This is a genomic window from Candidatus Chloroploca asiatica, assembly GCF_002532075.1.
GTDB lineage: Bacteria > Chloroflexota > Chloroflexia > Chloroflexales > Chloroflexaceae > Chloroploca > Chloroploca asiatica.
The window spans coordinates 130,407-145,875 of record NZ_LYXE01000127.1 but is presented as its reverse complement, the minus strand read 5'-3'; the positions used below and the strand labels follow the sequence as shown (position 1 = coordinate 145,875).

The 15,469-nt window shown below is 58.6% G+C and carries 11 protein-coding genes; 8 read left to right on the top strand and 3 right to left on the bottom strand.

All coding sequences use genetic code 11. The features are described 5' to 3' along the window. The first annotated feature begins 32 nt into the window (after positions 1-32). Genes A9Q02_RS17110 through A9Q02_RS17100 form a run of 3 tightly spaced genes read left to right on the top strand, consistent with a single transcriptional unit; the run spans position 33 to position 4,155 of the window. A complete protein-coding gene (locus tag A9Q02_RS17110) occupies positions 33-737 on the top strand; it encodes a response regulator transcription factor (RefSeq protein ID WP_097654300.1) in 705 nt (234 codons plus the stop codon). After that, entirely contained in the window at positions 734-1,924 is a 1,191-nt protein-coding gene (locus A9Q02_RS17105) for a sensor histidine kinase (protein WP_097654299.1), read from the top strand. The genes A9Q02_RS17110 and A9Q02_RS17105 overlap by 4 nt, the downstream gene beginning before the upstream one ends. Beyond that, positions 1,921-4,155, top strand: coding sequence for a VC_2705 family sodium/solute symporter (locus A9Q02_RS17100; RefSeq protein WP_097654298.1), 2,235 nt, complete (start codon positions 1,921-1,923; stop codon positions 4,153-4,155). Before A9Q02_RS17105 ends, A9Q02_RS17100 begins: the two co-directional genes overlap by 4 nt. A 36-nt stretch (positions 4,156-4,191) precedes the next feature. On the opposite strand, the gene A9Q02_RS17095 is transcribed toward A9Q02_RS17100, so the two are convergent. Further along, the gene (locus tag A9Q02_RS17095; protein WP_097654297.1) at positions 4,192-5,304 is read right to left on the bottom strand and encodes an RNA-guided endonuclease InsQ/TnpB family protein; all 1,113 of its coding nucleotides are present in this window, start codon (positions 5,302-5,304) and stop codon (positions 4,192-4,194) included. A gap of 290 nt (positions 5,305-5,594) precedes the next feature. Here A9Q02_RS17095 and A9Q02_RS17090 point away from each other — a divergent pair, with 290 nt between their 5' ends. The 4 genes from A9Q02_RS17090 to A9Q02_RS17075 all read left to right on the top strand — a co-directional run bounded on the left by A9Q02_RS17090 (position 5,595) and on the right by A9Q02_RS17075 (position 11,548). Further along, on the top strand, positions 5,595-8,585 hold the full coding sequence (locus A9Q02_RS17090) for a leucine--tRNA ligase (protein ID WP_097654296.1): 2,991 nt from the start codon (positions 5,595-5,597) through the stop codon (positions 8,583-8,585). A gap of 56 nt (positions 8,586-8,641) precedes the next feature. Then, positions 8,642-9,049: a hypothetical protein gene (locus tag A9Q02_RS17085; RefSeq protein ID WP_172451081.1), complete on the top strand. Its 408-nt coding sequence runs from the start codon at positions 8,642-8,644 to the stop codon at positions 9,047-9,049. 24 nt (positions 9,050-9,073) lie between these two features. Further along, positions 9,074-10,159 carry an AOC03_06830 family ribosome hibernation factor gene (locus A9Q02_RS17080; RefSeq protein WP_097654294.1) on the top strand — a complete coding sequence of 362 codons (1,086 nt, stop codon included), beginning with the start codon at positions 9,074-9,076 and terminating at the stop codon, positions 10,157-10,159. Between the two features lie 258 nt (positions 10,160-10,417). After that, positions 10,418-11,548, top strand: a complete 1,131-nt coding sequence (locus tag A9Q02_RS17075) for a site-2 protease family protein (RefSeq protein WP_172451079.1) — start codon at positions 10,418-10,420, stop codon at positions 11,546-11,548. Between the two features lie 102 nt (positions 11,549-11,650). Here the strand turns inward: A9Q02_RS17075 and A9Q02_RS17070 are convergent, their stop codons facing one another. Beyond that, positions 11,651-13,537: an RCC1 domain-containing protein gene (locus A9Q02_RS17070; protein WP_097654292.1), complete on the bottom strand. Its 1,887-nt coding sequence runs from the start codon at positions 13,535-13,537 to the stop codon at positions 11,651-11,653. A 52-nt stretch (positions 13,538-13,589) separates the two neighbouring features. Beyond that, positions 13,590-14,237 carry a uracil-DNA glycosylase gene (locus tag A9Q02_RS17065; RefSeq protein ID WP_097654291.1) on the bottom strand — a complete coding sequence of 216 codons (648 nt, stop codon included), beginning with the start codon at positions 14,235-14,237 and terminating at the stop codon, positions 13,590-13,592. Between the two features lie 94 nt (positions 14,238-14,331). Between A9Q02_RS17065 and A9Q02_RS17060 the strand changes: the two genes are divergently transcribed. Further along, complete coding sequence (locus A9Q02_RS17060) at positions 14,332-15,294, top strand: carbohydrate kinase family protein (RefSeq protein ID WP_097654290.1); 963 nt, start codon at positions 14,332-14,334, stop codon at positions 15,292-15,294. The last annotated feature ends 175 nt before the right edge of the window (positions 15,295-15,469 follow it).

The window sequence follows — 15,469 nt, the reverse complement described above, 5'->3', positions numbered from 1 at the left end:
GACCCTACCTGAGGCGCTAGGGAGGTGCTGCGATGGATGCAGCGACGATCCTGGTCGTAGACGACGAGCAGCCCATTGTCGATCTGGTGGCGAGCTATCTGACTGCTGAGGGATTTGCGATCCAGCGTGCCTTTGATGGCCCATCAGCGCTGACGCTAGCCCGTGCGATACGGCCCGACCTGGTCATCCTAGACGTCATGCTGCCCGGCATCGATGGCATCGAAGTCTGTCGACGTTTGCATCAAGAGACATCAGTCTATGTATTGATGCTGACCGCTCGCACTGACGAGGTTGACAAATTGATTGGGCTTTCGGTCGGGGCCGACGATTACCTGACGAAACCCTTCAGCCCGCGTGAACTCGTCGCCCGTGTCAAGGCGATTCTGCGGCGTTCGCGGATGCCCCAGGAAAAGAGCGCCGAACGCCCAGCACTCCAGTTTGGGGTGCTTAGCATTGACCCCGAACGCCGCGAGGTGCAACATGGCGAGACCATGGTCGAATTGACACCGCGTGAATTTGATCTCCTCTATGTGATGGCGAGTTATCCGGGGCGCGTCTTTACCCGTGAAGAACTGTTGCAACGCATCTGGGGGGCCGATTTTGCGGGCATTGATCGGGTCGTTGATGTGCATGTCGGCACCCTCCGCCGGAAACTCGAAGAATGTGGCCCGCATGAAGCCCCTGTAGTCCAGACCGTACGTGGGGTTGGCTATAAATTTGTCGGTGGGATACGATGAGATGGCATCATCAGTTACGCTGGAAACTCTTTGCATCGCATTTAATCATTGTGGTGATTGCTGATGTTGTCTTGATCGCCACGGCGCTCTTCCTGGCTCGTGTCGGGCTGGTAGAAGTCGCCCCTCTCACGCTTGGGGCAGCAGCGGCGGAAACAGGCCCGCTGCGCGATCCAGCAGCAGCCGAAAACGTGCAGACCCCGTTGTTGCAGCAGTTTCAAACCGTTTTGCAGCAAGCACTGTTGATCAGTGGCTTTGCCGCACTGACGGCTGCGGTGATCGTCAGCCTGTTTGTTTCCAAACGCATCGTGGAGCCACTCTACACGCTCTCGACGGTCAGCCGACGCCTGGCTCAGGGCTTTTATCGTGAACGGACACGGATCTCAAGTGACGATGAGATCGCCCAATTATCACAGAGTGTCAATCAATTGGCCGACACCCTTGACCGTACCGAGCAACGGCGCCTGGCGCTGCTCGCCGATGTGACCCACGAATTGCGCACCCCACTCGCGACGATCAGTGGGTATATGGAAGGGTTGCTCGATGGCGTCATCAAACCTGAGCCGCAAACCTTCAACCTGATTCTCCACGAATCAAATCGCCTCCAACGCCTGATTGAAGACCTCGAACTACTCTCACGCGTCGAAGCGGGCCAGATCCCCGTGGTGGCGCGCAGCATGAATCTGCGCACCTTGTTGCAGGGGGTCATGACCCATTTTGAGCCGATCTTCCAGGCCAACCAGGTCGAAATGGAACTCGATGTCGAGGCCTACCTGCCTTCAGTCTGGAGCGATCCTGATCGCATTGATCAGGTGATGATCAATGTGCTCTCGAATGCCTTCCGGTACACGCCCAGCGGGGGCAAGGTAACGGTACGGGCCGTCTATGCCAACCCGATGGTCAAAGTATCAGTGCAAGATACCGGCGTAGGCATCGCCGCCGAGCATCTGCCCCATGTCTTTGAACGATTCTACCGCGTCGATAAATCACGCGCACGCCAAAGCGGGGGCAACGGTATCGGCCTAGCGATTGTGCGCCACCTGATTGATGTTCAGGGTGGTGAGATCTGGGCCGAAAGTGCAGGGCCGGGCACCGGCACAACCATCTCGTTTACGCTGCCCCTGCCGCCGGGCGCCTCAGAAGCCCTGTTGCAACCTGCACGCCAACCAGGCACAGTCGAGGCACCATGAGCGAACTGATCACGCTGGAACTCTGGCACGTCTTTTTGATCGTCGTCAGTGCACTGGCCGTGGCCTTCCTTACGATGCACCGGATCTTCCCCCCGATGGAACGTATCCGAGATATGCACGATCTCTCACGCGAAAGCGGCATGCCTATTCGACCGCAACCCGAGCCAGACGTAGCAAGCACGCCAGAGAGTAGCGTTCAAGAGGATGTTCAAGAGGAGGAATTGGCTGGCTACCGTGCGCCGCCGTGGCTTGGGATCTACTGGAAGACTAATCTGACGTTGATCGGGCCATTGTTGCTGATCTGGCTGGCAAGTTTTCTCCTGCCAGCAATCTTTGCCCCCATGCTCAATCAGGTGACGGTACTCACGGGTTTTCCGCTCGGCTATTATATGCAGAGTCAGGGTGCCCTCATTATCTTCATTGGCCTGACCTTTGGCTATACCCTGCGTATGCGGAAACTCGATCGTCGCTTTGGCATGAGCCCGCCCGAAAGCGCGGCACAACGTCATTACCGCAATCGTCTGCTGATGGCATATCTCGGCTTTACGCTCGGGTTTCTTGCGCTGATCGGGGTCGTAAGCCTGCTTGATGAGATCTACACTTTGCCGCCAGGCGCAATCAGTTGGTTCTTTCTCTTGCTCACCATCGGCGTCTATGCGGTGATCGGGCTACGTGCGCGAACCGAGCAACTTGATGAATATTATGTCGCTGGACGGCGCGTGCCAGCCCTGCTCAACGGCCTGGCAACCGGCTCGGACTGGATGAGTGCGGCTTCGTTTATCAGTATGGCCGGGGCGCTCTTCTTGCTCGGCTACGAGGGCCTAGCCTATATCACCGGCTGGACAGGCGGCTTTGTCTTGCTCGTGCTTTTGCTCGCACCCTATTTGCGCAAGTTTGGACAATTCACCATTCCTGATTTCATTGGCGCACGCTATCCAGGCAGCGCCACCCGCGTGCTCGGGGCAATTATCTGCATCATCATCAGCTTTACCTATCTGACCGCACAGGTGACGGGGATAGGGATCATCATGAGCCGATTCCTCGGCATCAACTATATGCTCGGCGTCATCGTCGGGCTCTCGGCTGTGCTGCTCTGCTCGTTTCTGGGGGGGATGAAAGCGATTACCTGGACCCAGGGGGTGCAGGGTATTATCATGGTTGTGGCCTATCTCGTGCCAGTGACCTGGCTCTCGCTCAAATTGACCGGGGTTCCTATCCCCCAGTTGATGTACGGCGAAGCGCTGCAAAATATTATCCGCCTCGAAGCCGAGCAGGGTATTACGTCAAGTTATATCGAACCATTCAACGACTGGTCACCGCTCAACTTTATTGCGCTCACGATCTGCCTGATGGTAGGCACAGCGGGCATGCCCCACATTCTGACCCGCTTTTATACGGTACCCGACGTGCATCAGAGTCGCAGTAGTGTTGCGTGGGCACTCGTCTGGATTGCGGTGCTGTACCTCACTGCACCGGCTTATGCCGCCTTTTCACGCTGGGAGATCCTGCAGGATGTTGTGGGACGCCCCATTGCCGAGCTGCCTGAATGGGCCGAAAACTGGGCGCAGACCGGGTTGTTGACGATCAGCGAAGATCCGTCCGACGAAAATAGCAATGACAACCGCCTCCAATACGGCGAATTGCGGATCGACCCAGATCTGATCGTGCTCGCAACGCCCGAGATTGCCGGTTTACCGACGACGGTGGTGGCCCTGGTGGCCGCCGGGGGCATGGCGGCGGCCCTCTCGACAGCTGACGGACTATTGATGGTCATTGCGGCAGCGGTGGCGCATGATATTTACCACCGCACCCTCAACCCCAAAGCCTCGTTGCGCGAACGGCTCTGGCTTGGGCGCATTATGATTCTGGTGGCCGCAGTGCTGGCGACGCTCACCGCGTTGCAACGTCTCGCCATCATTGTCCAGATGGTTGCCTGGGCCTTCTCGCTCGCAGCCGCTACGTTCTTTCCTATTCTGGTCATGGGCATCTTCTGGAAGAGAGCCACAAGTCGTGGGGCAGCAGCAGGGATGCTGAGTGGCTTGATCGTCACGGCAGGGTATATGGCCCTCACCTCGATCCTGCCAGATTGGACCCTTCTGGGCATTAGTAGTAGTGCAGCCGGCATCTTTGGCATCCCCATCAATGCCCTGGTGACCTGGATCGTCAGCCGGCTCGATACCCCACCCTCGCCCGAGATCGAGGCCATGGTCGACTCGCTACGCCACCCGTAGGTGCATAGATAGACCTTCCGAGTAAGCTACCCAAGGCTAAAGCTCTTGGGCTTTACCCTGCACTACCGACGAGTCGGCAGCCGGGTAGCATGGCGCACTTACAGGCGCCCGGCGGCCAATATTGACCGCCGCGATCACATCTGCTGGCCCAGCGAAGCCACAAGATGTGCAGACAAACGAAGCCTGGGTTTTGCGGTTGGCCTTGTCAATACAACCGCACATAGGACAGGTACGAGAGGTATTCCGAGGATCAACCCGATGGACAGGAACCCCGCACATCGCTGCCTTGTAGACGATAAAGGCCTGCAACTGCGCAAAGGCCCAGCTATGGAGTGTTGCGCGCTGCGACCTGCGAGCCGTTATCCGCGTGCGAATATGCGTCAGATCCTCCAACGCTATCGCCCGCTTCGTGCCTTCGGCCTTCGCAACAATCCGTTTGGAGAGGTTGTGGTTTACCCATGTCGCAAAGCGGTATTCCTGCCCTACGAGCTTTCGCAAGCGGCGGCGGGCACCGTGGGTCCGTTTCCGCTGGAGCTTGCGCCGCAAGCTCCGATGCCGATAGCGCACGTTCTTGATCGCCTTGCCGGAATGGGTCTCGCCGTCGCTATCTACCGCAATATTGGTCACCCCCAGGTCAATGCCCATCACGCCTTCCACGTCGCCAGGGTCGGGTATTTCAACCTCGCACCCAGCGAACAGATACCACGCGCCGTTGACCAGCGCCAGATCCGTCTCGCCCCGCTGCGAAGCGAGCAACGGGCGTTGCCTATCGCCGCAGAGGAACGGGATCGCCTGCCGCCCGTCGAGCGTCCAGATCGAGACTTCCTGCTTGCCGCGGTGGAAGGACAGGATGCGATCATCGTAGGCCATCGCACCGTGTGGGCGAAACGTGCGCTGAACCTTGCGATCCAGCTTGTAGGCATCCGCTACCTTCGCAATGCACCGCACCACCATTTGCGCGGCAAGCCCGAACGCCTCGCGGGTGTCCTGGTACACCAGCTTGTGAACCGCAAACTGCCGAAAGGTCTTGGTCTCCCATGCCGTCAGACTCATCGCGTTACACGCCTCATTCGCCCGCTCAAGCGTGCGCTGCAAAGCGTCAGCTTGCTCAGGAGTCGGCTGCAACTTCAGTTGGATTGTGAGCCTCATAATATGAGAAGTATACTACATAGCGAACACCCGTGCAACTCAGGGCTAAAGCCGCTCAAGCGGGGCGCTCCTCCCACGGCTAAAGCTCGTGGGTTTCCGCGCCTAAAGGCAAGCATTCTATGAGGCCGACAAACCGTCCTATGCTATAATGAGCACCATTGTACAACGTTCCGAAAGGGGGTGAGCACCATGTCAGAACCTGACCTTAGTGGCCTTACAGCCTATGATCACTCATGCCAATTCGTCGTAGGTGCCACCAATTCTGCTCAACCCTTGAGGAGTGTGACCGCATGAAAGATGCACAGCCCGAGAAAATGTTGCACGAACGTTATGATCCGACGGCCATCGAGTCAAAGTGGCAGGCACGCTGGGCGGATGATGATCTCTATCGAACCGACCCGGCTGATGAACGCCCCAAGTATTATGTGCTCGATTTTTATCCCTACCCGTCGGGTGAGGGCTTGAGTGTCGGCCATTGCCGCAATTATGTACCCACTGATGTGGTAGCGCGCTATTATCGGATGAAAGGCTATAACGTCCTGCATCCGATGGGATGGGATGCCTTCGGGTTGCCCACCGAAAACCAGGCGATCAAGACCAAGACCAATCCCTCGGTCTTGACCCGCCGTTACGCCGCCAACTACAAACGCCAGATGAATCTGATCGGGGCCAGTTATGACTGGAGCCGTGAAATTACTTCGTCTGAGCCAGACTATTATCACTGGACCCAGTGGATCTTTTTGCGTCTCTACGACCATTGGTACGATCCACGCGTCGATCAGGCCCGTCCGATTGCTGAACTGGAGGCGGAATTAACGGCGTATGGCACCTCGCGCCTGGGGTTGCCCTTGTCAGAGCGTGGGGTTACGGCGGAAGCATGGCAGGCGACGACACCCCTCGAACGGCAAGCGATCCTCAAGCGTTTCCGGTTGGCCTATCGTGGCGAAGCAACCGTCAACTGGGACCCTGTTGACAAAACGGTGCTGGCGAATGAAGAGGTCGGCCCCGATGGGCGCGCCTGGCGGAGTGGGGCCCTGGTCGAGCGCCGCACGCTGAAACAGTGGTTTTTCCGCACGACGGCCTACGCCGACCGCCTGGATCGCGACCTTGATACCGTTGACTGGCCTAGCCGCATTGTCACGATGCAGCGCAACTGGATCGGGGCCTCGGTCGGGGCTGAGGTTAGCTTCAAAACAGTGGCGGGCGACGAATTGATCGTCTTTACGACGCGACCCGATACGTTGTGGGGGGCCACCTTTATGGTGCTGTCGCCCGAACACCCGCTGGTCGCCAAGCTGACTACGCCGACACAGCAGGCTCCCGTCGAGGCCTATGTTGCGCAGGCCAACACCAATGCCAGTGCGCCTGTGCCCGTCGAAGAGAAAGAGAAGACCGGCGTTTTTACCGGCAGTTATGCGGTGAATCCGGTGAACGGGGCCGAGATTCCCATCTGGGTCGCCGACTATGTCTTGATGGGGTATGGCACCGGCGCGATTATGGCGGTACCCGCCCACGACGAGCGCGACTTCGCTTTTGCGCTGAAATTTGGCTTGCCGATCATCCCGGTGATTCAGCGACCCGACGATGCCGCCCGTTCGGTGGTGCGCTGGGGAACCTATGCTGAGGATCTGCCAAACCAGTTGCGTGCGGCGGGGTATCAGTTCAGTGAACAGGATGGTGATCTGGTCGTTGACCTGACCGGGGCGCAGGCCGAGGCGTATGCCCACCTGGTGCAACCGGCGTTGTTCAATGGATGGACCGAAATCGCGGGGAGCGGGTGGAAGTTCATCTTTCCCGATGCAATCGTCGCCTTTGACTCGGTTGAAGCGGATCAGCAACTAGCCGCACGGATCAGCACCGCGTTGGAACGCAACGATCTGCCAACCGTGATGGCCTATCTGACGACGATACCAGCGTACCGCGACCTGCTCTATCACGATGAGACCGGGGTACCGATCAACTCGGGGTCAATCAATGGCCTGCCTGGTGACGAAGCCATCAGTCGGACGATTGCACTGCTTGAGGCTGAAGGGAAGGGCAAGGCCCGCCACAATTACAAACTGCGCGACTGGTTGATCAGTCGCCAGCGCTACTGGGGCACCCCCATTCCGATCATTCACCGTGCCGATGGCCTCGAGGTGATGGAAACCGATGAGCAGTTGCCCGTCACCCTCCCAGGGGTCGAAAACTATGAACCCACAGCGACCGGCGAGTCGCCCCTGGCCCAGATTGACGAGTGGGTCAAGGTGACCCTGAGCGATGGGCAACAGGGACGGCGTGAAACCGACACGATGGGCACCTTTGCCTGTTCGTCGTGGTACTTCCTGCGTTTTGTTGACCCCCGGAATCCGCACGAACTGGCGCGCCAAGAGGACCTGGCCTACTGGTTGCCCGTCGATATGTATGTCGGTGGGGCCGAACACGCCGTCATGCACCTGCTCTATGCCCGGTTCTGGACCAAGTTCCTCTATGATATTGGGGTTGTCCCCTTTATCGAGCCCTTTCAGAGCCTGCGCAATCAGGGGCTGATCCTGGCCCCGCCCCGTGAAGTAGATGGGCAGATCGTCATCGAAAAGATGTCGAAGTCCAAGAATAATGTCATCACCCCCGATGAAGTCGTCGCAACCCACGGGGCCGATGCGCTGCGGGGCTATGAATGCTTCATCTCGGACTTCGAAGCTGCGGTGCCCTGGAGTACCGATGGGGTGCCGGGGATTCGCCGATGGCTCGACCGCGTCTGGCGCATTGTGCTCAATCCAGAACCCGAGCGGTCAGGCGAAGGCGAGTTCACCGAGCGGCAATTGCAGCGGGTACTCCATCAGACGATCATGCGCGTTGAACGTGATATCAAAGAATTCAAGTTCAATACAATGGTGGCTGCGTTGATGGAGTTTACGAATGCACTCTACAAGGCCCGCGAAGCCGGGTTGAGCAGAACCCCCACGTGGGCCGAGGCGATCGAGACGTTAATGCGCTTGATCGCACCGGTCGCCCCCCATATCGCCGAAGAGCTCTGGGCACGCACGCAACGCAGTTATAGCATTCATCAACAGTCCTGGCCCAAGGCAGACCCCGCCCTGGCAGCGGAAGAAGAAGTCGAAATCGTCTTGCAAGTCAATGGCAAAATCCGTGACAAACTCGTCGTACCTGCTGATGCCGATGAAGCGCAGTTGCGTAACGTGGCGTTGCAGAGCGAGCGGGTCAAAGAACATGTCGGCGACAAAACGATCCGCAAGCTCATTGTGGTGCCAGGAAAACTGGTGAATGTCGTTGTCGGTTAATACAAATCCTCAGACGGGCAACCAAGCGTTGCCTGTCTGAGGGTTCCCTGGATTGTATGAATATTTCTACGCAACGGATCCTGGTTGCCTATACCATTCTGCTTGCTGGCATAGCCCTCTTTATCTTGCGGAGGATGGTCTTGCCAACCACCTTCGAAATTCAGGGTGTGCCCTTTGACATTGCCGTACCATCAGTACTTAATTCATGCTACAATCGTCCTGCCCTGAATACGTGTAGTGATAGTGTCATTGTCACCCTGACCACGGTCGGCGTTGTGCTGGCAAGTGGATGGCGGAGTGCGGGACGAATGATTTTTGCCGTTATTCTCGGCATTCTACCGCTCGGCCTCTATTTTGTCTTGAGTCCGATCTGGATTCCTTTGATCCTACTTGCGCTTTTGCCGATAGAAATTGAGCTTGGTACTCGTTTTTTGTTCCCAAAGCAAGAGCGTCGTTCGATTTGAATTTCGTTATAGTGAGGAGAAGCCATGTATCGTGGTGATGTTATTGAATTGCAGAACATTGTGACCTACCCGTGTCTAACGATTACGCTCCCTACACATCGCACCTCGCCCGACAACCGGCAGGATCCGATTCGTTTGAGGAATCTGACCCGCGAGGCCAATGAGCGCTTGAAAGACGAGTTTGGCAAGCGCGAAGTAGCCCAGTTGCTCGCCAATCTTGAAGCCGCAATCAATGATTTAGACTTTTCACATACGCTTGATGGGTTGGCAATCTTTGTCAACGCCGAGACGAGCTTCATCTATAAAGTCCCCTTTGAACTGCCTGAGCGGGTGGTCGTCGACGAGACCTTCTTTACGCGGGATATGGTCTTTGCGATGAACCGTACCCCGCGCTACTGGGTGGTCGTGCTGAGCGAGCAGCCGACCCGGCTCTTTGAAGCTACCCGCGAGGATCTGGACGAAGTCAGAGTGGCCGGCTTTCCGCTGACCCACGGTGGCCCGGGGGGAGGCAGTGGGTTGCCGAACGATCCGGCAGTCAACAGTTCGCGTTTCCGCGATGAGCACCACCGGATCTTCTTCCGGAGCGTTGATGAAGCGCTGACCGAAGTCTTGAAGGAAGACCCTTTGCCCGTTGCTGTCGTTGGCGTTGACCGCTGGGCCTCCTTCTTCAATGAGGTCACGAGTAACGCGAGCCAGATCGTGGCAACCGTCCGAGGGAACCACGACACAACACCGGGACACGAATTGGGCAAACTGGTCTGGCCTGAAGTCAAAGCAAGCCTGGCAGAGCGACGCAATGGCGTGCTGGAAGAGCTTGGCACAGCCGTAGGTGGGCAGCGTAGTGCCTCGACGCTCGGTGAAGTGTGGCGCTTTGCGCGTGAAGGCCGTGGCGCAACCCTGCTTGTCGAAGAAAACTACCACGAGTCGGCCATCCTCGACGAGACTGGCTTCCAGCTGTTGCCCGATACAGGCGAGAGTGGCCCAAACCATCTCGACGATGCGGTTGACGAGGCGATCACGATGGTGATGAGCATGGGTGGTCGCGTGGTCTTTGTGGAAGATGGTGCGCTCGAACAACACGGGCGGATCGCCTTGATTTTGCGCTATTAGGTAGATTAAAGGGCGAAAGCCCGGAAACCGCCGTGTCTTGCGCTGGAGCAAAGCCAGTTCAGCTGGCTTTGCTCCAGCGCAAGACGCAGCTAAGGGCTTCTTCCCCTCTTGATTCGGGAAAGCCCGCTATTGCGCTGAGACAATGAAAGCGTTATCCTTAAAGGGAACTATTGTGTGACAAGACTGAGCATGTGGTGAGGCGAGTCAGGATAAGCGACTCCCTTTGCCAGAAGCATAGAAAGAAGCAAAATAATGCGTATGAGTTTTCGTATTGCACGTATTGCAGGCATTGATCTTAATCTTCATGTAACCTTTTTGCTGATGTTGCCGCTAGGCGCTTTGATCTGGGGCAATGGAAGTCTTTTTGGGGCGCTCTTTGGTGTATTGATGATGATCCTGCTTTTTAGCAGTGTACTCCTGCACGAGCTTGGGCACGCTCTCACCGCACGTGCGCTCGGTATTCCGGTACGCGAGATTCAACTGTTACCAATCGGTGGCGTAGCTGTGCTCGGGCGGCCCGTGCAGCGCCCCGGACACGAACTGTTGATCACCATCATGGGACCAATCGTCAATCTGTTGATTGTCTTTGGCCTGCTCATCGTCGCCATCTTTAGCGGCCTGGCAACGCGAATGACCGCCGAGTCAATGGTCAACATGGTTGGGACACCCTCATTCGATGGGATGGTGCTCTGGCTGATCCAGGCAAACCTGCTGCTGGCGATTTTCAACATGATCCCGGCGTTCCCGCTTGATGGCGGGCGGGTGCTGCGTTCGGTTATGGCAATGTTGATGGACTACCGGCGGGCGACGCGCATCGCGGGGGCCATTGGGCAGGGTATCGCTATCTTGCTGGCTGTGGTTGGGGTCATGAGTGTCAACTTCTTGCTGATTGCTGTGGCCGTCTTTATCTTCCTTGGCGCACGCCAAGAGGTGGTGGCAACCGATGTCATCGGGGTGCTCGATGATTTGAGCATTGCCGATGCGCTGAACCGTGAGCCCGTCAGTTTGCAGATCGGGCAGCGGGTGAGTGATGCGGCGGCCATGATCGAGGCAACGCGCCAGCAGGCGCTAGTGGTCTTGCAAGGCGAGCGCGTGCTTGGCATTGTGCTGCGCACCGATATTCAGGCTGCAATCGCAACTGGACGAGGCGAAATGTGGATCACGATGATCATGCGCCGCGAGATTGTTCGCGTTCCCTTTGGCGAAACGCTGGAAGTCGCCCGCGCAACAATGGCCGAGCATAGCACCCCAGTGCTCGCCGCCTACGAGGGCGAGGAATTTCGTGGTTTGCTGACAATTGACGATATTGCTACCGCGTATGCGGTGCGCGACCGAGGTACACCACCCCAAGGGCCCTCGACGACCCCGCGTACAACCCCGTCGGCATAAAGAAGAAGGCTGCAGCACGCGCTTGGCGCGTGCTGCAGCCTTACGTCGCGCCCCCATCCCTGGCTTTCAGATCGAGCTTCAGCTCAAGGCCAAGCGCAAGGACTACCGATACACACCTGGGAGATAGACCCGTTCCTCACGATCAATGACCCGCAGCGGATCACGAGGAATCGTCGTCTGGCCACTTCTGTTATCACCCCAGCAACGCAACCCACCATCCACCGCCACCGCACACGTATGCTGCGCCCCTGTGCTGACCTGCCTAACCTGGCCCAGATCCCCCGGCACCGTCGCCTGACCGGCACCGCTATCGCCCCAGCAACGGAGCATGCCCGCCATCGTGACCACGCAGGTGTGCCCGCCTCCGGCGCTGACTGCGCTAACCGTGCCAAGGTCGCCTGGCACCGTCGCCTGGTCGGAAATGTTTGCCCCCCAGCAACGAAGCGTACCCAACGTCGTCACCGCGCAGGTGTACTGAAAACCCGCGCTGACCTGGCTGACCGAGCCCAGATCGGGCGGTACAGTGCTCTGGTTATCTGCATTGTTCCCCCAACAGCGCAACGTGCCTACCGTCGTCACTGCGCAGGTGTGCTGACTTCCAGCACTCACCTGGCTGACTGCCCCCAGATCGCCTGGCACTGTCGCCTGACCAGATCCGTTATACCCCCAGCACATCACCGCACCATCGGTCTTCACCACGCACGTATGCTCACCTCCCGCACTAACCTGGCTAACCACCCCCAGATCATGTGGCACCGTCGCCTGACCGGCACCGCTATCGCCCCAACAGCGGAGCGTGCCCGCCGTCGTCACGGCACAGGTGTGCAAATAGCCCGCGCTTACCTGGCTGACTGCCCCCAAATCGGGCGGTACTGTCGCCTGTCCAACCGGATTATCGAGCCAATCGTTGTTGGTGTTGCTACCCCAACAGGATAGCGCACCCGCCGCCGTCACCGCGCAGGTGTGCAAATAGCCCGCACTAACAAGACTGACCGCACCCAGGTCATGCGGCACCGTTGCATGGCCGTCATTGTTTCCCCCCCAGCAACGGAGGGAGCCATCGTGCGTCAGTGCGCACGTGTGGTTGCCCCCCGCACTCACCTGACCGACTGCGCCTAGATCCTCTGGTACAGTGCTCTGACCAGAAACGTCCTCTCCCCAGCAACGCAAGCGGCCTGCCATCGTCACCGCGCACGTGTGCAAGCTACCTGTGCTGACTAGACTGACCACACCCAGATCCTCTGGCACGGTGGTCTGACCGCTGGGATTGCCGTACTGATCCGTGTTGCTACCCCAGCAGCGGAGCATGCCTGCTGTCGTCACCGCGCACGTGTGTGCATAGCCTACGCTGACCTGGCTTGCCAGGCCAAGATTGTCTGGAACAGTGGTCTCGCCGGAGGTATTGCTACCCCAGCAGCGGAGGGTAGCAACCGTCGTCACCACGCACGTGTGCAACCACCCCGCGCTGACCTGACTAACCGGACCCAGGTCATCTGGCACTATCGTCTGGCCGCCCAGATTCCATCCCCAGCAACGCAACGTACCCGCTGTTGTTACCGCACAGGTATGCGCGTTCCCTGCGCTGACCTGGCGCACCGGGCCAAGATCCTCTGGCACCTCTGCTTGACCATACCCGTTATTGCCCCAACAGCGCAGTCTCCCGTCGTCCGCCACCACACAGGTATGCCCACCTCCTCCAACACTGACCTGGCGCACCGGGCCGAGATCGTTCGGCACATCGGAATGTGCGCCCCAGCAATAGAGTTGACCGACACGATTGAGCACACAGGTTTTGCGGACACCAGCGCTCACCTGGGGCAGAGTGGTCGTGCGAAGAGCGGGCATCGTATACGAGCGTCGATCTATCACCGCGAAGGAAGACTTCGGTGCTAGCGGTGCATCCCCTGACGGCACGGTGAGCAATGCAGAAGTCGTCACAAGCAGGGGAAACCCAAAGCCGATGAGAAACAGCACGAACACCCAACGCATGACGTCCCTCCCTCTGCCCGCGCACCGCGAGCCATAGCCATGGAACAACAAACTACCCAGGCATCCTGCGCAAAGTGAAAGCCTTTAACCCTTCGGCAAAGGCAACTGCGCCACCCTGGGCGGGGTGACGTACGGCATGATGGGGCACCTCAAGCGCTGTCAGCATCGCGGCGGCGACCCGCCCCATTGCGACCACCGGTACCCCTGGGAAGAGGGCAAGCATTTGCCTCAACAAAGGCCGACCGAGCGCCAGTTCCGCGGCCCGTGGCAAGCGGTTGCTCTGATCGTTGCCAGGACGATGTGGGTGAAGTGGGTAGGCATTCCAGCCCACGGCATAGAGACCGAGCGCGGCAAGCTCGCGGTAGACCAGAGTAGCAGTCTGTTCGGCACTGATGCGACCGTCATTCGTCGCCAGGGCAAACCCTCGAGCAGCGCCAAATTGGCCTTCGTCGGCCAGCAAGATGCGCTCGCTGGTAAAGGGAACCCCGGTGCGCCGCGCCCCGTGGTAGCCCGGGGCCTCGCCGACGATGATCAGATCAGGGCCACGTTGCTGCGCCAGGTGCAACGCAAGCGCCAGGTTCGCCCGCCGGATCGCATTGCCAGGCGGATCGTCACCCGCATACATATTGATTGCGTCGGGCGGGGCCGAAATGCTCGCTAGAGTCGTGATCAGCGTCGTGAGGGCCGGATTGTTGTGCATAGGTTTTCTTGTGGTATCCTGTTACCCAGTCTGGAATCTCGCTTGTGGGAGCACGGCACGCCAGCGTTGACCCCACAAACAAAGGAGCAACTCGATGAAGCGTTGGCTCGTGTGTCTTGGTGAAATCCTGGTTGACTTTTTGCCGCTTGAACGGGATGGTACCATAACTGGCTTTAGCTTGCATTCTGGGGGCGGGCCGTTCAATGTAGCGGTCGGGTTGGCGCGGATGGGGGTGCCGACGGCGTTTGTCAGCAAGGTTGGCAACGACTATTTTGGCCGACGCCTGCGCTCGCATGTACGCGAGGAAGGCATCAATGATCGCTGGCTGACGAGTGTTGAAGCCCCCACGACCCTAGCATTTGTAACGATTGAGGATGGCGAACCGGCTTTTACGTTTTATGGCACTGCCGCAGCGGATACGTTGCTGACACCCGAGAATATCACGCCCGAACTGGTCGAAACAACAGCCCTGCTCCATTTTGGCGGGATCAGTCTCTTGCGCGGGACAACTCCGGCGGCAGCGCTGGCGGCAGCGCGGGCATTGCATGGACGTGCCCTGGTTTCGCTCGATATCAATGTGCGCCCACGGCTGATCACTGATGATGCAAGCTACCGGGCTACGGTGGCCCAGGCAGTCGCAGCGTGCGATCTGCTCAAACTGAGTGCTGCCGATATTGCCTGGCTCGCCCCCGATACCGATCCACTCGTTTATGCCCGCACGCAACTTGAGGCAGGCCCCTGTGTTGTTGCCTTGACGCGTGGTGGCGAAGGCGTGACGGCCTTGCGACAACAGGGCGATAGCGTCGAACAACTCGATGTACCGGGGTTCAAGGTGCAGGTAGCCGACACCGTCGGAGCCGGCGACACCTTTAGCGCGGGGTTGCTCGCTGCGCTGGCTGACGCCGAAGTGCTGAGTCGCGACACCCTCACCAAAATGCCCAGCGCAAACCTGGCTGAAGCCTTGCGGCGTGGGGCTGCTGCTGCTGCGCTTGCCTGCTCACGCCCTGGGGCCAACCCGCCAACCCGAGCCGAACTAGAGGCCTTCCTGTGTACATAGGACGAGTTGTTTGACGCAAAGGCGCAAAGTTGCTGACGTCGGGCATGCGAACGCTTGCAAGCGGTCTGAAAAGGGTGGTTGGGTGCCATTTGGGAGCGCGGGCGGCCCGCCCGCTTTGTTCCGGAAGCGGGCGGGCCGCCCGCGGGTCGGAAAACTTCGTTGACAGACTACTGAA

What these genes read in the sequence shown, in the direction of transcription:
- A9Q02_RS17100 (WP_097654298.1), top strand. Translation starts at nt 1,921, where the DNA reads ATGAGCGAACTGATCACGCTGGAACTCTGGCACGTCTTTTTGATCGTC.
- A9Q02_RS17065 (WP_097654291.1), bottom strand. Translation starts at nt 14,237, where the DNA reads ATGCACAACAATCCGGCCCTCACGACGCTGATCACGACTCTAGCGAGC.
- A9Q02_RS17110 (WP_097654300.1), top strand. Translation starts at nt 33, where the DNA reads ATGGATGCAGCGACGATCCTGGTCGTAGACGACGAGCAGCCCATTGTC.
- A9Q02_RS17070 (WP_097654292.1), bottom strand. Translation starts at nt 13,537, where the DNA reads ATGCGTTGGGTGTTCGTGCTGTTTCTCATCGGCTTTGGGTTTCCCCTG.
- A9Q02_RS17095 (WP_097654297.1), bottom strand. Translation starts at nt 5,304, where the DNA reads ATGAGGCTCACAATCCAACTGAAGTTGCAGCCGACTCCTGAGCAAGCT.
- A9Q02_RS17080 (WP_097654294.1), top strand. Translation starts at nt 9,074, where the DNA reads ATGTATCGTGGTGATGTTATTGAATTGCAGAACATTGTGACCTACCCG.
- A9Q02_RS17075 (WP_172451079.1), top strand. Translation starts at nt 10,418, where the DNA reads ATGAGTTTTCGTATTGCACGTATTGCAGGCATTGATCTTAATCTTCAT.
- A9Q02_RS17060 (WP_097654290.1), top strand. Translation starts at nt 14,332, where the DNA reads ATGAAGCGTTGGCTCGTGTGTCTTGGTGAAATCCTGGTTGACTTTTTG.
- A9Q02_RS17090 (WP_097654296.1), top strand. Translation starts at nt 5,595, where the DNA reads ATGAAAGATGCACAGCCCGAGAAAATGTTGCACGAACGTTATGATCCG.
- A9Q02_RS17085 (WP_172451081.1), top strand. Translation starts at nt 8,642, where the DNA reads ATGAATATTTCTACGCAACGGATCCTGGTTGCCTATACCATTCTGCTT.
- A9Q02_RS17105 (WP_097654299.1), top strand. Translation starts at nt 734, where the DNA reads ATGAGATGGCATCATCAGTTACGCTGGAAACTCTTTGCATCGCATTTA.